The sequence below is a fragment of the Ancylobacter radicis genome (genome assembly GCF_018449475.1).
GTDB classification, from domain to species: domain Bacteria; phylum Pseudomonadota; class Alphaproteobacteria; order Rhizobiales; family Xanthobacteraceae; genus Ancylobacter; species Ancylobacter radicis.
Window position 1 is genome coordinate 319317 of record NZ_JAHCQH010000014.1, and the last position, 18408, is coordinate 337724.

Sequence of the window (18408 nt, forward strand, 5' to 3'; positions counted from 1 at the left end):
AGCTATCCAGGGAGCTTCGAGCTCCTGCGCGAACGGCCGGGATGTGTCCCGGCCGTCCCTGTCCCTTCCAGAGCGCGTATCATGGCCGAACCACTGATCGAACTGCGCGGCGTCACCAAACGCTTTCCCGGCATGAAGGCGCTCGACGGCGTCGATTTCCGCATCGAGCCGGCGGAAATCCTGTGCCTTGCCGGCGAGAACGGCTCGGGCAAGTCGACGCTGATCAAGATCGTCTCGGGCGTCTATGATTTTGACGAGGGCACGCTGCTGATCGACGGCGTCCCGGTTTCCGGTTTTTCGCCGCGCGCGGCCATCGCCGCCGGCATTCAGGTGATCTACCAGGATTTCTCGCTGTTCCCGAGCCTCACCGTGGCCGAGAACCTCGCCATGGGCCGGCTGCTGAGCGAGGGGCGTCGCTTCATCGCCCCCGCCGAATGCCGCCGGCTCGGTGCCGAGGCGCTGGCGCGGCTCGATGTAACCATCGACCTTGATGCGCGCGTCGGCGAGCTTTCAACCGCCGACCGTCAGATCGTCGCCATCGCCCGTGCGCTGATGAGCGAGACGCGCCTTCTCATCATGGACGAGCCGACCACGGCGCTCACCGGGCGCGAGGTCGACCGGCTGTTCGCGCTGGTGCGCGAGATCCAGGCGAAGGGCATCGCGGTGCTGTTCGTCAGCCACAAGATGCGCGAGATGCTGGAAATTTCCGACCGCATCTGCGTCTTCCGCAACGGTCGCAAGGTCGAGGAAGGTCCGACCGCCGATTTCACCGAGGCCCGCATCACGCGCGCCATGACCGGGCAGGATCTCGGCCATGAACGTTATGTCTGGACGGGCGACGCTGCCGCCGAGCCGCGCCTGCGCGTCGAGGGGCTGAGCGTCGGGGATGCCGTGCGCGACGTCTCGCTCGAGCTGCGCGCCGGCGAGATCGTCGGCCTTTCCGGTCTGCTGGGTTCCGGCCGCACGGAGCTCGCGCTCGCTTTGTTCGGCATGGAGCCGGACCATCGCGGCGCGATCTTCCTCGACGGTCGGGCGCTCGCGCTCACGAGCGTGCCCGAGGCGGTCGAGGCCGGCATCGCCTATGTCCCGGAGGACCGGCTCTCCGAAGGCCTGTTCATGAGCCAGTCCATCGCCCGCAATGTGGTGGCAAGCGCCATTGACCGGGCAACGCGCGGGCCGTTCCTCTCCGACGAGGCGGTGACGACGCTGGCCGAGCGCACGGTGGACGACATGCGCATCGCCACCACCGATGTCGACAAGCAGGTCGGCAAGCTCTCCGGCGGCAACCAGCAGCGCGTCATCATTGGCCGCTGGCTGCTCACCGGCCCGCGCGTGCTGATCCTCAATGGGCCGACCGTCGGCGTCGATGTCGGCTCCAAGGCCGAGATCCACCGCCGCATCCGCGATCTCGCGGTGACCGATGGTCTGGCGGTGCTGATGATTTCCGACGACGTGCCGGAGCTGCTGCACAACTGCAACCGCATCCTCCTCATGCATCGCGGGGCGATCGTCGACGATCTCGACCCGCGCGGCCTTGAGGAGGACGACATCCACACCCGCTTGAAGACGCTGCGCTGATGAATCACCTCGCCAAGCTGATGCGCCGCTCCGAGACGGCGGTCTTTCTCATCGTCCTCGCGATCATGATCGTGATCGGGCTGATCAATCCCGCCTTCTGGCAGGCTGACAATTTGTTCAATCTGCTGCGCGCCAACGTCATCATCGGCATCATGGCGCTGAGCGTCCTGATCGTGATGGTCTCTGGCGGCATCGACGTGTCGTTTCCCGCCTTCGCGGCGGCGGCGATGTATCTCACCGTGCTGGCGATGAACGCCTATGGCCATGAGGGCGTGCTGCTGCCGTTCATCGGCGCGACGCTGATCGGCCTGCTGTGCGGGCTGGCCAACGCCTTCTTCATCCACACCTTCCGCATGATCCCGCTGATCGTCACGCTGGGCTCGGCCTCGGTGGTGCGCGGCCTGCTGCTCGGGCTGGTCGGCACCTCGATCGTCAATATCGACCGGATGCCGCCGGCGCTGATCGCCTTCGGCCGCTCCAGCCTGGAGATCGGCGGGGCGAAGCTCTCGGTCATGGTGTTCGTCTATCTCGGCCTGGCGGTGCTGGTCTGGCTGCTCCTCACCCGCACCATGACCGGGCGCTCGATCTTCGCTTATGGCGACGACGCGGAATCGGCCAAGCGTGTCGGCTTCAACACGCGGCGCACCGTCTATGTCGCCTATGGCCTCGCCGGCGCGCTGGCGGGCTTTGCCGGGCTGCTGCACGCCTCGATGATCTGGCTCGCCAATCCCCGCGACTTCGTCGGCTATGAGCTGGACGTGATCGCCGCCGTGGTGCTCGGCGGCGCCTCGATCTTCGGCGGGCGCGGCTCGGTACTTGGCACCCTGCTCGGCGTGTTCCTGCTGGTGCTGATCAAGAACAGCCTGATCATCATGCGCATCGACAATACCTGGCAGGGCGTGGTGATCGGCTGCGTCATCGTGGTGGCGACCGCGCTCACCGCCTGGCGCGACCGCAAGACGCTGGCGTGAGGGGGACGGAGACCATGAACAAGCAGTTCGACCTCTCGCGCGTCATCAACCGCGACAACAACATCCTCCAGCTCATTCTCATCACCGTGGTGATCTTCGCGGTGATGAGCTGGCTCGAGCCCACCAAGTTCCTGCGCTACTACAATTTCGAGTCGATCAGCTTCATCTTCCCCGAGCTCGGCATCGTCGCCATTGCGATGATGCTGGCCATGCTCACCGGCGGCATCGACCTGTCGGTAATCGGCATCGCCAATCTCGCGGGCATCCTCGCCGGCGTGTTCTTCACCAAGCTCCTGCCCGGCGATCCCGCCGCCGGCATGGCCGGGGAGATCGCCCGCGTCGCCGCCGGCGTGATGCTGGCGCTGGGCGTCGGGCTGGTCGCCGGGGCGCTCAACGGGCTGCTGATCACGCGGGCGAAGATCACGCCGATCCTCGCCACGCTCGGCACCGGCCAGGTGTTCACCGGCCTGTGCATGGTGCTGACCGGTGGGCCGGCCATTGTCGGCTTCCCCGCCTATTGGGGGCTGATCGGCAATGGCAAGCTGTTCGGCATCGCCGTGCCGCTGCTGATCTTCGTCGCGGTGGCCATGGTGATCGCGGTGCTGCTCACGCGCACCTCCTTCGGCCTCAACCTGTTCCTGATCGGCACCAATCCACGGGCGGCGGTGTTCGCGGGGCTGAAAAGCGACCGCATGGTGCTCTATTCTTACATGCTGAGCGGCACGCTCGCGGCGCTCGCCGGCATCATGCTGTCGGGCCGCACCAATGCGGCGAAGTCGGATTACGGCACTTCCTACCTGCTGCAGGCGGTGCTGATCTGCGTGCTCGGCGGCACCAACCCGGCCGGCGGCAGGGGCACGGTGCTCGGCGTCTCCATCGCGGTGATCGCGCTGATGCTGCTGGCCTCGGGCTTCCAGATGATGCGCTTCTCCAACCATCTGATCGACTTCATCTGGGGCGGCTTCCTGCTGCTCGTCATGGTGCTGAACGCTTTCAGGAACCGCGCATGACCCGCTTTCATCTCGATCGCCGCGCCTTTGGCGAGGTGGAAACCCTCGCCGTCGAGCATGAGGGGCTGACCGCCCACCTGTTCCGCTACAAGACCGGCGTCGAGGCGGTGCGGCTGGCCAATGCGCGCGGCGCCCTCGTGGTGCTGCCCTTTCTCGGCCAGATGATCTGGTCCGCCGCCTTTGACGGCGTCGACCTCACCATGGCGAGCATGTTCAAGGCGCCGCGCAATGTGCGCACCATCGCCGAGACCTATGGCTGCTTCGCCTTCCATTCCGGCCTCCTGCGCAACGGCGTGCCCGGCCCCACCGACAGCCACCCCGCCCATGGCGAAATGCCCTGCGCGCCGATGGACTCAGCCGGCATCGAGGTGGGAATCGATGCGCGCGGCCCGTGGATGCGGCTGTTCGGCGCTTACGACTACGCCATGGGCTTCGGCGCCCATTACGAGGCGCGCCCGAGCGTGACGCTGCACGCCTCCGACGCCCGCTTCGACATGGCGATGGAGGTGACCAACCTCTCCGCCGGCGACGCCATGGACCTGATGTACATGGCGCATGTGAACTACGCCTTCGTCGAGGGCGGTGAGATCATTCAGCAGGCCCCGTTCGACGCCGCCCATACCGTGGTGCGCCGGGCCGTGCCGGCCCATGTCACGCCCAATCCCGCCTATCTCGCCCGCATCGAGGCGCTGGCCGCCGACCCGTCCGCCAGCCGCGTCATTCGCCGGGCGGATGGCTTCGATCCCGAGCAGGTGTTCTATCTGCGCAACCTCGCCACCGATGCCGCGGGCGCGACCACGCTACTACTGCGCCGGCCGGCGGGCGACGCCTTCCTCGCGCGCTACCGCCCGGCGGATTTTCCCAAGACGGTGCGCTGGGTCCTGGCCGGGCATGACCAGTCGGTCTGCGCCTTCGCCCTGCCCTCGACCTGCGAGCCGGAGGGCTACACCGCCGAGAAGGCCAAGGGCAATGTCATCCGCCTGCCGGCCGGCGCGACGGCGCGCTACAGCGTCGAGCTGGGCCATCTCGATGCGGGCGAATGCGCGGCGCTCGCGGAAACGCGCGGCGGCTGAACGCAACAAGGCCGTCCCGGCAAGGGGCGGAACGGGAGAGTGAGATGTCCAAGATCGCCGTCGTCGGGTCCAACATGATGGACCTCATCACCTATGTCGACCACATGCCGCTGCGCGGCGAAACCGTTGAGGCGCCGAGCTTCGAGATGGGCCATGGCGGCAAGGGCGCCAATCAGGCGATCGCCGCCGCGCGGCTCGGCTCGCCGGTGGTGATGGTGACGCGGGTGGGCGAGGACACTTTCGCCGACGCCACCCTCGCCAATTTCCAGCGCAATGGCATCGACACGACCCATGTCATCCGCACGCCCGGCGCGCCGTCGGGCGTCGCGCCGATCTTCGTCGAGCCTTCGGGCGAGAACTCGATCCTCATCGTCAAGGGCGCCAACGCCCAGCTCGCGCCCGAAGATGTCGATGCCGCCGCCGATCTGCTCAAGGGCTGCGCGCTGATCCTGATGCAGCTCGAAATCCCCGTCGAGACCGTCTACCACACGGTGCGCCGCGCCAGGGAATGGGGCGTGCCAACCCTGCTGGTGCCGGCGCCCGCTTTGCCGGACCTTGATGTGTCCCGCCTCGCCGATCTCGCCTTCCTCACGCCGAACGAGACCGAACTCGCCACTTTGACCGGCCTGCCCGTCGACACCGAGGCGCAGGTGGAAGTGGCCGCGAAAACGCTGACCGCGCGCGGCATCGGCACGGTGATCGTCACCATGGGCGGTCGGGGCGCGCTGCTGGTGACGGCTAGCGAGGTGAAGCATGTCGCGCCGGTAAAGGTCGCGCCGGTCGACACCACCGGGGCGGGCGACGCCTTCATCGGCGCTTTCGCGCATTTCCACACGCAGGGCCTGCCCGTGTTCGCCGCGCTCGGCGAAGCCGCAAAATACGCGGCCGATTCGATCACCCGCCGCGGCACGCAACACTCTTATGCGACCGCCGAGGATTTCCGCTCCCGCTTTCCGGGATGAACGGCGCGGGGTTTGGGGCTGAAATGGCGGAAGGGGTGGGATTCGAACCCACGGTGGGCTTGCACCCACGGCGGTTTTCAAGACCGCTGCCTTAAACCACTCGGCCACCCTTCCCGCATCCACGCGGGAGAGACCACGCGGCATACAGGCTCTTTGACGCTCGGCATAACTCGCCGCGTTGCCTTGGGCGTCCTTGTTCCCAAACTCACCCGGTTTGGCAAGCGGCAATGGCGCCTATTTGCAGTCAGATGATCGGTAGGGGCGATATCGTCACGGCGTAGGGGTTGGCAGCGTCCAGCCCGGAACCGTCCAGATGCGCGCGCCCGCGCCGGTGGTGGCGGTCGCCTCGGACGGCCCCTCAGCCGGGGATCCCTGCCCTGACGTCTCCGGCCCGGCCGGCGGTGCGAGCCGTGTCGTGGCGCGCGCCGCGCGCCGCGCGCTCAGAAAGGCCTGTGTCTGGTTGAGGATAATCTGCTGAACCGCCGGGGCGGTCGGCAATTGCGCATGATTGACGAAGCGGGCGCCCGAACTCCAGGCGTCGATGTTCACCGCGCCCCTCACATCGGCGAAGCCGGGGCCGTGAATATTGGTGCAACGCGGCACCGGGCAGGATGGCGGGGCGGGCGCGGCATCGATGGTGATGATCAGCGGCGCCGGCTTGCCGGCCGCCACCAGCTTGCGCCCATACCGCAAAGCCATGTCTCCCCCCATGGAATGCCCGATAATGATATCCGGCACGATGTCCTGCGATCGGGTCATCAGATGAGAGTCGGTGCGGGTACGGAAGCCTTGCTGTTGCAGCGGACGCGCCAGCGCCGAAACGCCGATACGGTTGCTCTCCACATAGACGCCGAGACCGTCGAGCAGCAGCACGAGCGGGGGTGACGGCTGTGCGGGGGCGGGCTGTTCGGAGGCGCCCTCAACGGGGCCGGCCATCTGGGCGGATGCGGGTAATGCTCCGAGCAGGCTCACCCCAAGAAGCCCCGCCGCGACGAGGTTGGCGGCCATGCTTGATCGAACACGCGAGAGCGCACCGGATCGGGGCGCCTCAAAAATTCCGGCGTTCCGGGTCACTTCTCGCCGGATCATTTCTCGACAGATCATGGGCGCGAGAAATGCTGGCGTTGGGCGGCGATTTCAAGGCAGGGACGGCGGAAAAATACAGATCCGCCCCTGCCGCAAGGGCACTCGCACGGGCACTCCGGCGTGGGATATCAGGCCGCGTGGCGCCAATCCGAGGGATGCGGTTGCAGCCCACAGGCCGCCGACCATGTTTCGAAGGCAATCCAGGCATCCTGCTTCTGGCGCGGCAACTCGGCCGCTTCCATCTGTGTGAGCAGCATTTCCGCGAACCGGCCAAGCCGGTCATGACGCAGGGACCGGATGAGATGGATCGCGCATTCGAGCGACCGAATCTCCAATTCCTCCTGGCCGACACGTACGAGCAGAGGCGATGGATGGAAGTCCTTGGCTTGGTTCGACATGCGTGCGTCCTCCCTGTGTGAACGGCCCTGATATCGGGGGCGCGACCTGGCCGGTAGGTCCGCCTCTTTCGCGAGTGTCGGAGCACAACGTAGCGCAACAATGACACAGTCAAGGAATGTAGCGGTGAACATGGCCATTCTAGGCCCGTCCACGCGCTGAGCCGAACACCTTTTGGTGAGCGATGCTGATGTTAGACATGAAGAATATGGCACATCGTACCTTGGATTTGGCATTCCAGAGCATAGGCGATGCCAGTTCTGCGGCTGGGAGGTGATGGAGCCGGTTGGCAGAAGATGAGATGCGCGCCTTTTCTTGCTCTCGCGGGCATCCTGCTTCGATGAATTGGCAGGGTATCATCTATCAACGCCACGCATACATGCATGATGAGCGACGGCACCATCCAACCGTCGGAAATGCGCTGAAAGTATTAAGCGTACATATCTTTTAATAAATGAGAGCCCATATGCTGCCATGCAGCATCGAATGCATATTGCCTTCTTGCGGATACATCATGTTACGCTGCGTCCAGCGGCACAAGACCGCACTCAAGGAGGAAACGCCAATGAAATTTCGCATGACTCTCGCCGCGGCGGCCGCGGCTGGCCTGATGTTTGCCGCCCCTGCCCAGGCGCAGGACGCAATGGCCCACGCCCCGGCCGTCACCGCCTATGTGCAGAAGAATGTGCAGCCCTGGCTGAGCGACCCCGTCATCGTCGCGGCGGTCATCGAGTCCAACAAGAAGCATGCGCGCCTGATGCAGAGCGACATCGACGCGCTCGACAAGGCCTGGAAGGACAAGGATCAGGCGCTCCGCGATTCGACCATGAAGACGCCGGCGGCGGCGTTCCTGGTGACGAAGAAGGAGGCCTCCGGCGGCGTCATCACCGAGGCGTTCGTGATGGATGATCGCGGGCTCAACGTCGCCCAGACAGACGGCACGTCGGACATGTGGCAGGCCGATGAGGCCAAGTGGCAGAAGACCTATGCCGCCGGCCCCGGCACCATCTTCGTCGACAAGGTCGAGGAGGAGGACGGCAAGAAGATCGCCCAGGTGAGCGTGACGATCTCCGACAAGGACATGGCGATCGGCGCCATCACGCTCGGCATCGATCTCGGCAAGTTGAAGTAATCGGGTTCCGGCCTCTCCCCGGAAGTCGGCAGGGGCGGCGCAGCGCCGCCCCTTTTTTACGGCACCTGATCGACCCGCCCGGTCGCATCGGCTAGGTTCCTCCGGCCGGGATATTCAGGAGAGCCACCATGTTTCTTGCCATGAACCGCTTCAAGGTGAAGCACGGATCGGAAGCCGATTTCGAGACCGTCTGGCGTGAACGCGACAGCCAGCTGCACACCGTTCCGGGCTTCGTCGCCTTCAATCTGATGCGCGGCCCGTCCAAGGACGACCACACGCTGTACGCCTCGCACACGATCTGGGGCTCGCGCGAGGATTTCGAGGCCTGGACGCGCTCGGAAGCCTTCCGCATGGCGCACCGCAATGCCGGCGGCAACAAGCCGCTCTATATCGGCCATCCCGAGGTCGAGCTGTTCGAGAGCGTGATCTCGCTCGACACCCACGAAAAGGCGGCCTGACTCCTCCGCCTGCCCCTCGCGCAGCCCCGCCGTGCGCGCAGCGGAGTTGACGGATGGCAGCGGCTGGCTTAACGCCTCGCGATCCTCTTACGTCCGGGTTCCGACAGGCATGGCCGACATCGCGTCATCCGACGCCTCCGCCGCGCGCGGCGAGGCGCCGCGTATCTCCTTCGTTTCGCTGGGGTGCCCCAAGGCGCTCGTGGACAGCGAGCGCATTGTCACAAGCCTGCGCTCGGAAGGGTATGAGCTGTCGCGCCATCACGAGGGCGCGGACCTCGTGATCGTCAACACCTGCGGCTTTCTCGACAGCGCCAAGGCGGAGAGCCTCGCCGCGATCGGCGACGCACTGCGCGAGAATGGCAAGGTCATCGTCACCGGGTGCATGGGCGCCGAGCCGGAGCAGATCCGCGCCGTGCATCCGGGCGTGCTCGCGGTCACCGGTCCGCAGCAATATGAGAGCGTGCTGGCGGCCGTCCATGAAGCCGTGCCGCCGCAGCATGATCCGTTTCTGGATCTCGTGCCGCCGCAGGGCATCAAGCTCACCCCACGTCACTACGCTTACCTAAAGATTTCAGAAGGTTGCAACAATCGCTGCACCTTCTGCATCATCCCGAAACTGCGCGGCGATCTGGTCAGCCGCCCGGCGGCCGATGTGCTGCGCGAGGCCGAACGCCTCGTCACCGCCGGGGTGAAGGAACTGCTGGTCATCTCGCAGGACACCTCCGCCTACGGTGTCGATCTTCGCTATGCGGAGAGCCAGTGGAAGGATCGTCAGGTCCGCACCCGCTTCCTCGATCTGGCGCGCGAACTCGGCACGCTCGGTGCCTGGGTGCGGATGCACTATGTGTATCCCTATCCGCACGTCGACGAGGTCATAGGCCTGATGTCGGACGGGGTGATCCTTCCCTATCTCGACATCCCCTTCCAGCACGCCTCCCCGACCGTTCTGAAGCGCATGAAGCGCCCGGCGGCGCAGGAGAAGACGCTGGCCCGCGTGCAGGCCTGGCGCGCCGCCTGCCCTGAGCTGACCCTGCGCTCGACCTTCATCGTCGGCTTCCCCGGCGAGACCGAGGCGGAATTCCAGGAACTGATCGACTTCCTTGAGGAGGCCGAACTCGACCGGGTCGGCTGCTTCAAATATGAGCCGGTGGATGGTGCGCCGGCCAATGCGCTGGGCATGGCCATCCCCGAAGAGGTCAAGGAAGAACGCTGGAAGCGCTTCATGGAAGTGCAGCAGCGTGTCTCCGCCCGGCGCCTCAAGCGCAAGGTCGGCACCCGCCAGCAGGTCATCATCGATTCGGTCGGTCCGACAGTGGCGATCGGCCGCTCCAAGGCGGATGCGCCGGAGATCGACGGCGTGGTGCATGTCGCCTCGCGCCGCCCGCTGCGGGTCGGCGAGATCACCACGGTGAAGATCGAGCGCGCCGACGCCTACGACCTGCACGGCACGGCGGTCGGCTTCTGATCGCCCGGCTTCTGGTCGCCCTGCACGGCTGGCGCTCTCAGGGCGCCAGCACGCGCGTCAGTTCTTCCCGCGGGATGATGTTCTCGTCCACCGTCGGCCATGCCAGGGCGACGGTGTAGGCGAGCGTGACGGCGAAGGCGATGGAGAAGGTCGCGAGGCCGATGATGAGCTGCGGGCGCTTGCCGACATGCAGCGCGGCGAGCCCGATCTGCGAGAGCACGCCGAGCAGCAGCACGACGGCCCAGCGATGCGGCGCCAGATCGACATGCAGGATGAAATAGCGGTCGGTGCGCAGGCGCCGCAATTCGCCCTGCCCCGTCAGCATGGCCGCGCGCAGATGACCGGCCACATCGGCGCGCCGCTCCACCTCGGTAATCGCCGCGACCAAGGTCTCAAAGCGCGCGGACACGGCGGCCTGCGGGTGGGTCCAGCCCTCGTCCCACTCATTCTGCGAGAGCGAGCGCGCATAGGCGCCGACCGCGTCGTCCACGGCCTGACACGGCGCGCCGCAGATGCGGGCGACATCGAGCAGCGAATCGAGGCGCTGCACTTCCTGAAGCACGGTCAGGGCGAATTTGGTCTCGCGCTGCCAGATGTCGCTCATCATGAAGGCGAGGAACAGCGCGAAGGGCAGCGTGAGCGCCCCGAGATAGGACGTCGCGAGGTCCTTGGGCTCGAACCATCGGACAAAGCGCGGCAGCACCGCCACCCAGTAGACCAGAGCGCCGGTCAGCAGCGGCACCAGCGCGAACAACCCGACGAGCACCCAGTACTCGCCGACGATGAGCTGCATCCAGTTCATGGCCGCAGCTCCCCCGCCGCTACTTGGCCGCCAGCAGATCGCGCAGCGTGGCCTCGATCACCGCTGTTGCGGCCTTGAGGTCGCTGATGCGGACATGCTCATCCGCCGCATGGGCATTGGCCTCAAGGATGGAGCGCGGACCCGCGCCATAGAGAATGGTTGGAATGCCCGCCGCCGTGTAGTGGCGGGCGTCGGTGTAGAGCGGTACGGCGGTCGCCGGCGGCGTCTCGCCGAGCACAGCAGTGGCGTGCTTCTGCACGATCTCGACCAGCCGTTCAGTGCCCGGCAGGGTGCGCAGCGGCTCGGCCAGAATGATGCGGCGGCATTCGATCTCGATGCCCGCACGCCCCGCCACCGCCTGCTCGATCAGCTGTGTCAGCTCGGCTTCGACCGCGAGGCCGTCCTCTTCCGGCGTCAGGCGGCGATCGACGCGCATGACGATGCGGTCCGGCACCACATTGGTGTTGATGCCGCCGGAGATGAGGCCGACCGTGATCTTGGGCGAGCCGATGCCGGGCGTGGCGCTGGTGATGCCGGAAAGCCGGCGGCGCTCGCCATAGATGGCCGTGAGGATGACGTTCGCCGCTTCCAGCGCGTCGGCGCCGGTTTCCGGCATGGCGGCATGGGCCTGCTTGCCGCGCACGACGATTTCGAGGTGCAGGCAGCCATTATGCGCGATCACCACGGCATAGGAGAAGCCGGCGGAGATGGCGTAGTCCGGCCGGGTCAGCTCATGCTCGATCAACCATTTCGGCCCGACAAAGCCACCGGCTTCCTCGTCATAGGTGAAGTGCAGCTCGACCGTGCCGTCGAGACCTTCCGGGCGCTGCTTCAGCGCCAGCAGCGCGAAGCTGTAGGTGGCAAAATCGGATTTCGACACCGCGGCGCCGCGGCCATAGATGGCGCCGCCACGCTCCTCGGCGCCATAGGGATCATAGGTCCAGCCCTCGCCGGGCGGCACCACGTCGCCATGGGAATTGAGCGCGATCACCGGGCCCTGCCCGCTGCCGAACCGCTCGCGGACCACGAGATTGACCACAGACTTCATGCCATAGGTCTTGACGAAGGGCTCGGGCACCGGATGACGCTCGACGGTGAAGCCCAACTCCTCCAGCAACTGGCCGGCGACTTCCGCATGGGGGGCGCAATCGCCGGGCGGATTGTCGCTCGGCACCCGCACCAGCGCCTTGAGGAACTCGACCTCGCGCGCGAGGGACGCCGTGTCGTCGCCGGGGATGGTCACGTCTCTACTCCGCCTGTGGCTTCGCTGAGTTGGGGAAGCTGGAACCGCTCGATGAAGCGCACCAGCGCGGCCGCCGCAAGCCCCATGTCCTGCGGCGCGGCATATTCGGCCGGATTGTGGCTTATCCCGCCCCGGCAACGCACGAACAACATGCCGATCGGGCAGAGCTTGGACATGGCCTGTCCGTCATGCCCCGCGCCGGAGGGCATGGTCGGCGCGCGATGGCCGAGATCGGCAATGGCATTGCGCAGGCGCAGCTGAAGATCGCGGAAGCACGGAACGGTCGCCACCTCGTGAAAGGCGGAAATGACCACGCCGAGATGGCGCAGATCGGCGATGCGGTGCGCCTCGCGCTCGAAACGCTCCAGCGCCTCGCGACGCGACAGATCGGACCCCGAGCGCAGATCGACGGTGAACACCACGCGGGAGGGGATGACGTTCACCGAGCCGGGTTCGACATGGACACGCCCCACCGTGGCGACCATGCCATGGGCATCCGCCTTGGCGATACGCTCGGCCGCCAGCGCCATTTCCGCCGCGCCGAGCAGCGCGTCGCGGCGCATGGACATCGGTACGGTGCCGGCATGACCGGCCTCGCCCGTGACCGTCACCGACAGGCGCGAGGCGCCGGCGATGGCGGTGACGACGCCGAGCGGCTCGCCTTCCGCCTCCAGCACCGGGCCCTGCTCGATATGCGCCTCGATATAGGCGATGACCTTGTTCGGGTCGTAGGCCGCCGCGGGGATGTCGTCCGGGTTCTTGCCATAGGCGATAAGCGCCTCGCCATAGCTGATGCCCTCCGCGTCGCGCGTGACGAGGCTGGCGGGCGCGAAAATACCGGCCACGGCGGCGGAGGCCGAGAGCGTGGTGGGAAAGCGCGTCCCCTCCTCGTCGCCAAACGCCAGAATGTCGACGCCGAAGGGCTTGGTGAGCCCGGCCTTGCGGATTTCGTCGAGCGCGATGATGCAGAGGATCACGCCAAGCGTGCCGTCATATTTGCCGGCATTGGCGACGGTGTCGATGTGGGAGCCGATGAGCAGGCGGGGCGCGTCAGGCCCGGCCGGGTGCCAGTGGCCGCGTACTGTGCCGAGCGCATCCTCGCTCACGCCGAGGTCCGCCTCGCGCATCCAGCCGGCGACAAGATCGGCGGCGCGGCGATGTTCGGGGGTGAGGAAAAAGCGCGTCAGGCCATCCGGCGTCGCGGAGATGGCAGCCAGTTCCTCGATCATGGCGGCGGCGCGCGCACCCAGCGCAGCAATATCCAGCGGCACGTTCATGATGTCGGTTCGGCGCCTCCGCTGGATGCCGCGGTGAATCCGCCAGCCGGCCCAGCCTCGTCAGCGCATCGCATATGGGTGCCGCTTTGGCAATGTGCGGCGGCAGGGACCGCCGCCGCACCTTCGTTCAGACTGGCCTGACTGTCCGCCTCACTGGCCGGGAATCTTGTCGTCGATGCCCTTCACGTACCAGTTCATCGAGAGGATATCCTTGTCGGAGAGCGCCGCGCCCTCCTTCACCACAAGCTCCCCCTTCTGGTTGGTGATCGGGCCCTTGAAGGGGTGGAGCGAGCCGTCCTTGATGGCGGCTTCGGTCTTCTCCGCCATCGCCTTCACGTCATCAGGCATGTTGGTGTAGGGCGCCATGACGACCTCCCCATCCTTCATGCCGCTCCAGGTGTCCGTTGACTTCCAGGTGCCGTCGAGCACCGCCTTGGTGCGCTCGATATAATAGGGCGCCCAATTGTCGATGATCGAGGTGAGCTGCGCCTTCGGTCCGAAATTGATCATGTCCGAGGCTTGGCCGAACGCCTTCACGCCGCGCGCCTCGGCGGCCTGCATGGCGGCCGGGCTGTCGGTGTGCTGGGAGATCACATCCGCGCCCTGGTCGATCAGCGCCTTCGCCGCGTCGGCCTCCTTGGCCGGATCGAACCAGGAGTTCACCCAGACGATCTTGACCTTCATGTCGGGGTTGACCGACTGCGCGCCGAGCATCAGCGCGTTGATGCCGGAGATGACTTCCGGGATCGGGAACGAGGCGATGTAGCCGACCGTGCCGGTCTTCGAGGTCTTGGCCGCGATCTGGCCAAGAATGTAGCGGCCTTCGTGGAACTTCGAGTTGTAGGTCGAGACGTTGGCGGCGCGCTTGTAGCCGGTGGCGTGCTCGAAGAAGACCTTCGGATAGCGCTTCGCCACCTTCAGCGTCGGCTCCATATAGCCGAAGGAGGTCGTGAAGATCAGCTTGTTGCCGGCGCGCACCAGCTGCTCGATGACGCGTTCGGCGTCGGGACCTTCCGGCACGTTCTCGACATAGGTCGTCTCAACCTTGTCGCCGAACTCCTTCTCGACCGCCTTGCGGCCCTGGTCATGCTGGTAGGTCCAGCCAAAATCGCCGACCGGGCCGATATAGACGAAGCCGATCTTGAGCTTTTCGGCGGCTGAAGCCGGCGTGCCGGCGCCGGCGAGCGTGAAGCCCGCGGCGATGGCGACCGCCATGGAGAGAATCTTGCGCATGAACGTCTCCGTACCCATTGAGTCGCGGTCGATATACCGACCGGCGTCGCGCGACCGCGGCCGCGATACCGGGGGCCGTCGCCACGGCCCGGAAGGAAAGCTCAGCGATCCGGCACGAAGGGCACGCCCAGCCCCGCCGGGGCACCCTGTCCGCGCTTCAGCGCCGAGATGGCGACCAGCGCCACCACCGTCGCGATGTAAGGCAGCGCAGAAAGCAGTTGTGAGGGCACGCCGAGGCCGAAGCCCTGCACATGAAGCTGCAAGATCGATACCGCACCGAAGAGATAGGCACCAGCCAGCAGCCAGAGTGGTTTCCAGGCGGAAAAGACCACGAGTGCCAGCGCGATCCAGCCACGCCCGGCCGTCATGTCGCTGGCCCAGAAGGGCGTGTAGGCCAGCGACAGATGCGCCCCGGCGAGCCCCGCACAGGCGCCGCCGAACATGACGGCCAGCGTGCGGATGCCCCGCACCGGATGACCCAGCGCATGGGCCGCCACGGGGTTCTCGCCCACCGCGCGCAGCACCAGGCCAGCCCGCGTGCGGGACAACCCATAGGCGACGCCTGCGAGCAGCAGCAGCGACAGATAGACGAACGCATCCTGCCCGAACAGCATCTCGCCGATGACCGGAAGATCGGTCAGGCCGGCGATGCGCAGCTCCGGCGCGCCATCAAGCCGCGTGCCGACGAAGGGGGAGCCGATCAGCCCGGCAATGCCGAGTCCCAGGATCGTGGTGGCAAGACCGGAGGCGACCTGATTGGTGGCGAGCCACACGGCGAGCACGGCGAAGACCAGCGAGAGCATCACGCCGGCCAGCACGGCGGCGATCGCGCCAAGGATGAGGCTGCCGGTGCCATAGGCGGTGGCGTAGCCCACGGCCGCGCCCACCACCATCATGCCCTCGACGCCGAGATTGAGCGTGCCGGCGCGCTCGGCCACCAGTTCGCCGAGCGAGGCAAGCAGCAGCGTGGTCGCCGCGGCAACGATACTGGCGAGCACCGCGCCGAGAATGGCCGCATCAAGCATGGCCGACCTCTTCCACGCGCCGCACCCGGTAGCGCACCAGAACATCCGCCGCGAGAATGGCGATCAGCAGCGTGCCCTGGAACACGCGCGTGACGTCGAAGGGAAGGCGCATGGTGATCTGCGCCGCCTCGCCGCCGATATAGGTCAGGGCGAGCACGAGGCTCGACACGAGAATAAGCACCGGGTGCAGCCGGCCGAGCATGGCGGCGATGATCGCGGTAAAGCCATAGCCGGGCGAGATGCTTGGCTGCATCTGGCCGATCGTGCCGGTCACCTCGATCATGCCGGCGAGGCCCGCCAGACCGCCGGAGACGGCGAAAACGCCATAGGTCACCCGCCGCTCGTCGAAGCCGGCGAAGGCGGCGGCGCGGGGGGCGGAACCGGCCAGCTCGATGGAATAGCCGACCAGCGTGCGTCCGAGCACGAAGGTCGCGGCCGCGATCACCACCAGCGCGATGAGAATGCCGCCATGCAGCCGCCCTTCCCCCAGAAGCAGGGGCATCAGCGCCACGTCGTCAAAGGTCACGCTCTGCGGGAAATTGAAGCCCTGCGGGTCGCGCCACGGGCCGCGCACCAGATAATCGAGGCCGAGCTGGGCGACATAGACCAGCATCAGCGAAGTCAGAATCTCGCTTGCGCCGAAGCGCACGCGCAGAAAGGCCGGGATAAGGCCCCATAGCGCGCCGCCGATCACCCCCAGCGCCAGCATGGCCGGCAGCACCCAAGGGCCGGCATCCGTGCCATGAGTCGCCAGTGCCAGCCAGGAACCAAGCACGGCGCCGGCGACATACTGGCCCTCGGCACCGATGTTCCAGCGATTGGCGCGGTAGCAGAAGGCAAGCCCGGTGCCGATCAGCATCAGCGGGCAGGCCTTCACCACCAGTTCCTGAAGCGTCCACGTATCGGTCAGCGGCTCGATGAAATAGATGCCGAAGGCGCGAATCGGGTCGTGGCCCAGCGCGACGAACATCACCGTGCCGACGATAATGGTGAAGGCGATGGCGATCAGCGGCACCAATGTGAGGCGGAGCCCGGAAATATGCTCCTGCCGTTCGATCCTAAGCGGCATGGGTGCCCTCCCCGCCATGGTCATGCCCATGCGCGCCACCCATGGCGAGGCCGATCGCCTCGCGGGAGGTTTCGGCCACGGGCACCGGTGCGGTCAGCCGGCCCTCGCTCATCACGGCGATGCGGTCGGTGAATTCCAGCAATTCGTCGAGATCCTGGCTGATGACCAGCACGGCGCAGCCCTCCGCCGCCTTGGCGCGCAGCGTTGTGCGGATGAAGGCGGCGGCGGCGGCGTCCACGCCCCAGGTCGGCTGGTCGACGACAAGCAGTACCGGCTCGCGCAGCACCTCGCGGCCGATGACGAATTTCTGCAGATTGCCGCCGGAGAGCCGGCGCGCCTTCGGATCCTTGCCGCCGAAGCGCACGTCGAAGCGTTTCACGATCTCCTGGAAACAGGCGAACAGCACGGGACGCCGCACCACGCCCTGGCGCACGATCGCGCCGTCGCCATGGGTGGTCAGCAGCACATTGTCGGACAGCCGCATATCGGGGGCGGCGGCATGGCCAAGACGCTCCTCCGGCACGAAGCCGGCGCCGAGCGCGCGGCGCGCCGTCGGATCCAGTGCTCCCGCCGGCGTCTTGTCGATCACGACCGCTTCCGCATCGGCGCAGGGCCGCTCACCGGACAGCGCCTCGAACAATGCGGTCTGACCGTTGCCGGCGACGCCGGCGACGCCGACGATCTCGCCGGCGCGGATTTCGAGCGTTATGTCATGCAATGCCGAGCCGCGTGATCCATCGCCGGGAATGCTGAGATTGCGTATCAGCAGGCGGGGCTCGCCAAGCTCATGCGTCACGAGGCGCGGCGTGCGCGGCACATCGGCGCCGACCATGAGGCGAGCGAGGCTTGCCGAGCTTTCCTGCGCCGGATCAACCTCGGCGATGAACTTGCCGCCGCGCAGCACCGTGGCGCGATGGCACAGGCGCCGAACCTCGTCGAGCTTGTGGCTGATGAACAGCACCGCCCGGCCCTCGCCGGTCAGCAGATCGACGGTGCGGAACAGGCTTTCCGATTCGTCCGGCGTGAGCACGGAGGTCGGCTCGTCGAGAATCAGCACGCGCGGTTCGCCGAGCAGGCAGCGCACAATCTCCACCCGCTGGCGCTCGCCGACCGACAACTCCCCCACCCGTCGATACGGTTCGACGGCGAGTCCATAGCGATGCACGCAGGCCTCGATCCGCGCGGCCAGGGCCGGCAGGGGCTCATAGCCCGGCAGGCCGAGCGCGACGTTCTCCACCACGGTGAGCGCGTCGAACAGGGCGAAGTGCTGGAAGACGACGCTGATTCCCTTGGCGCGCGAACTGGCCGGATCAGGAAACACGACCGGCTGCCCGTCATGCAGCAGATCGCCCGAATCGGGCTGGAGCAGACCGCACAGCATCTTCACCAGCGTCGATTTGCCGGCGCCATTCTCGCCCAGCAGTGCGTGGGTTTCTCCGGGGCGGATGGCGAGGCTGACATGGTCATTGGCGACCAGCGCGCCAAAACGCTTGGTCAGCCCGACCGCTTCGAGCAGCGCCGCCGATGCACGCGAGCCATCCGTTTCAGCCATGCGAAGGCCCCCCGACACCGGGGCCGGAGGGGCAGCTAAGCTTTGGCTGCAACTGGCGATTCATGCTCGACCGAAT

17 protein-coding genes and 1 tRNA gene are annotated in these 18408 nt (G+C 66.6%); 8 read left to right on the forward strand and 10 right to left on the reverse strand.

Annotated elements, in window-relative coordinates:
- Window positions 1-81 precede the first annotated feature (81 nt).
- Genes KIP89_RS04720 through rbsK form a run of 5 tightly spaced genes read left to right on the forward strand, consistent with a single transcriptional unit; the run spans window position 82 to window position 5594 of the window.
- Entirely contained in the window at window positions 82-1578 is a 1497-nt protein-coding gene (locus KIP89_RS04720) for a sugar ABC transporter ATP-binding protein (protein WP_213754248.1), read from the forward strand.
- Entirely contained in the window at window positions 1578-2549 is a 972-nt protein-coding gene (locus KIP89_RS04725; protein ID WP_250152195.1) for an ABC transporter permease, read from the forward strand. Before KIP89_RS04720 ends, KIP89_RS04725 begins: the two co-directional genes overlap by 1 nt.
- 14 nt (window positions 2550-2563) lie before the next feature.
- A complete protein-coding gene (locus KIP89_RS04730; RefSeq protein ID WP_213754249.1) occupies window positions 2564-3559 on the forward strand; it encodes an ABC transporter permease in 996 nt (331 codons plus the stop codon).
- On the forward strand, window positions 3556-4632 hold the full coding sequence (locus KIP89_RS04735) for an aldose 1-epimerase family protein (RefSeq protein ID WP_213754250.1): 1077 nt from the start codon (window positions 3556-3558) through the stop codon (window positions 4630-4632). The genes KIP89_RS04730 and KIP89_RS04735 overlap by 4 nt, the downstream gene beginning before the upstream one ends.
- Window positions 4633-4676: 44 nt before the next feature.
- Window positions 4677-5594, forward strand: coding sequence for a ribokinase (gene rbsK, locus KIP89_RS04740; RefSeq protein ID WP_213754251.1), 918 nt, complete (start codon window positions 4677-4679; stop codon window positions 5592-5594).
- Window positions 5595-5618: 24 nt separating this feature from the next.
- Here rbsK and KIP89_RS04745 read toward each other — a convergent pair.
- The 3 genes from KIP89_RS04745 to KIP89_RS04755 all read right to left on the reverse strand — a co-directional run bounded on the left by KIP89_RS04745 (window position 5619) and on the right by KIP89_RS04755 (window position 7078).
- Window positions 5619-5708: transfer RNA gene (locus KIP89_RS04745), tRNA-Ser, on the reverse strand.
- A gap of 156 nt (window positions 5709-5864) precedes the next feature.
- Window positions 5865-6698 carry a hypothetical protein gene (locus tag KIP89_RS04750; protein ID WP_213754252.1) on the reverse strand — a complete coding sequence of 278 codons (834 nt, stop codon included), beginning with the start codon at window positions 6696-6698 and terminating at the stop codon, window positions 5865-5867.
- A 110-nt stretch (window positions 6699-6808) separates the two neighbouring features.
- Window positions 6809-7078, reverse strand: coding sequence for a hypothetical protein (locus tag KIP89_RS04755; protein WP_213754253.1), 270 nt, complete (start codon window positions 7076-7078; stop codon window positions 6809-6811).
- 563 nt (window positions 7079-7641) lie between these two features.
- On the opposite strand from KIP89_RS04755, the gene KIP89_RS04760 reads away from it, so the two are divergent.
- The 3 genes from KIP89_RS04760 to rimO all read left to right on the forward strand — a co-directional run bounded on the left by KIP89_RS04760 (window position 7642) and on the right by rimO (window position 10131).
- Complete coding sequence (locus tag KIP89_RS04760; RefSeq protein WP_213754254.1) at window positions 7642-8208, forward strand: hypothetical protein; 567 nt, start codon at window positions 7642-7644, stop codon at window positions 8206-8208.
- Window positions 8209-8336: 128 nt separating this feature from the next.
- Window positions 8337-8666: a heme-degrading protein HmuQ gene (hmuQ, locus tag KIP89_RS04765; protein ID WP_213754255.1), complete on the forward strand. Its 330-nt coding sequence runs from the start codon at window positions 8337-8339 to the stop codon at window positions 8664-8666.
- 109 nt (window positions 8667-8775) lie between these two features.
- The gene (gene rimO / locus KIP89_RS04770; RefSeq protein WP_213754256.1) at window positions 8776-10131 is read left to right on the forward strand and encodes a 30S ribosomal protein S12 methylthiotransferase RimO; all 1356 of its coding nucleotides are present in this window, start codon (window positions 8776-8778) and stop codon (window positions 10129-10131) included.
- A gap of 37 nt (window positions 10132-10168) precedes the next feature.
- On the opposite strand, the gene KIP89_RS04775 is transcribed toward rimO, so the two are convergent.
- From KIP89_RS04775 to KIP89_RS04805, 7 genes are all read right to left on the reverse strand, one after another.
- Window positions 10169-10933 (reverse strand): bestrophin-like domain, encoded by a 765-nt coding sequence (locus tag KIP89_RS04775; protein WP_213754257.1) that lies wholly within the window; start codon window positions 10931-10933, stop codon window positions 10169-10171.
- 19 nt (window positions 10934-10952) lie between these two features.
- A complete protein-coding gene (locus KIP89_RS04780; RefSeq protein ID WP_213754258.1) occupies window positions 10953-12176 on the reverse strand; it encodes an ArgE/DapE family deacylase in 1224 nt (407 codons plus the stop codon).
- Complete coding sequence (locus KIP89_RS04785) at window positions 12173-13453, reverse strand: allantoate amidohydrolase (protein ID WP_213754259.1); 1281 nt, start codon at window positions 13451-13453, stop codon at window positions 12173-12175. The genes KIP89_RS04780 and KIP89_RS04785 overlap by 4 nt, the downstream gene beginning before the upstream one ends.
- A 150-nt stretch (window positions 13454-13603) precedes the next feature.
- Window positions 13604-14686, reverse strand: a complete 1083-nt coding sequence (locus tag KIP89_RS04790; RefSeq protein ID WP_213754260.1) for a BMP family ABC transporter substrate-binding protein — start codon at window positions 14684-14686, stop codon at window positions 13604-13606.
- Window positions 14687-14787: 101 nt separating this feature from the next.
- Window positions 14788-15711, reverse strand: coding sequence for an ABC transporter permease (locus KIP89_RS04795; RefSeq protein WP_213754261.1), 924 nt, complete (start codon window positions 15709-15711; stop codon window positions 14788-14790).
- Window positions 15704-16780 (reverse strand): ABC transporter permease, encoded by a 1077-nt coding sequence (locus KIP89_RS04800; RefSeq protein WP_213754262.1) that lies wholly within the window; start codon window positions 16778-16780, stop codon window positions 15704-15706. Before KIP89_RS04800 ends, KIP89_RS04795 begins: the two co-directional genes overlap by 8 nt.
- On the reverse strand, window positions 16770-18332 hold the full coding sequence (locus tag KIP89_RS04805) for an ABC transporter ATP-binding protein (RefSeq protein ID WP_213754263.1): 1563 nt from the start codon (window positions 18330-18332) through the stop codon (window positions 16770-16772). The genes KIP89_RS04800 and KIP89_RS04805 overlap by 11 nt, the downstream gene beginning before the upstream one ends.
- Window positions 18333-18408 lie beyond the last annotated feature (76 nt).

Coding starts and splice junctions, on each gene's coding strand:
- KIP89_RS04720 (WP_213754248.1), top strand. CDS start 82: ATGGCCGAACCACTGATCGAACTGCGCGGCGTCACCAAACGCTTTCCC.
- KIP89_RS04725 (WP_250152195.1), top strand. CDS start 1,578: ATGAATCACCTCGCCAAGCTGATGCGCCGCTCCGAGACGGCGGTCTTT.
- KIP89_RS04730 (WP_213754249.1), top strand. CDS start 2,564: ATGAACAAGCAGTTCGACCTCTCGCGCGTCATCAACCGCGACAACAAC.
- KIP89_RS04735 (WP_213754250.1), top strand. CDS start 3,556: ATGACCCGCTTTCATCTCGATCGCCGCGCCTTTGGCGAGGTGGAAACC.
- rbsK (WP_213754251.1), top strand. CDS start 4,677: ATGTCCAAGATCGCCGTCGTCGGGTCCAACATGATGGACCTCATCACC.
- KIP89_RS04750 (WP_213754252.1), bottom strand. CDS start 6,698: ATGATCTGTCGAGAAATGATCCGGCGAGAAGTGACCCGGAACGCCGGA.
- KIP89_RS04755 (WP_213754253.1), bottom strand. CDS start 7,078: ATGTCGAACCAAGCCAAGGACTTCCATCCATCGCCTCTGCTCGTACGT.
- KIP89_RS04760 (WP_213754254.1), top strand. CDS start 7,642: ATGAAATTTCGCATGACTCTCGCCGCGGCGGCCGCGGCTGGCCTGATG.
- hmuQ (WP_213754255.1), top strand. CDS start 8,337: ATGTTTCTTGCCATGAACCGCTTCAAGGTGAAGCACGGATCGGAAGCC.
- rimO (WP_213754256.1), top strand. CDS start 8,776: ATGGCCGACATCGCGTCATCCGACGCCTCCGCCGCGCGCGGCGAGGCG.
- KIP89_RS04775 (WP_213754257.1), bottom strand. CDS start 10,933: ATGAACTGGATGCAGCTCATCGTCGGCGAGTACTGGGTGCTCGTCGGG.
- KIP89_RS04785 (WP_213754259.1), bottom strand. CDS start 13,453: ATGAACGTGCCGCTGGATATTGCTGCGCTGGGTGCGCGCGCCGCCGCC.
- KIP89_RS04790 (WP_213754260.1), bottom strand. CDS start 14,686: ATGCGCAAGATTCTCTCCATGGCGGTCGCCATCGCCGCGGGCTTCACG.
- KIP89_RS04795 (WP_213754261.1), bottom strand. CDS start 15,711: ATGCTTGATGCGGCCATTCTCGGCGCGGTGCTCGCCAGTATCGTTGCC.
- KIP89_RS04800 (WP_213754262.1), bottom strand. CDS start 16,780: ATGCCGCTTAGGATCGAACGGCAGGAGCATATTTCCGGGCTCCGCCTC.
- KIP89_RS04805 (WP_213754263.1), bottom strand. CDS start 18,332: ATGGCTGAAACGGATGGCTCGCGTGCATCGGCGGCGCTGCTCGAAGCG.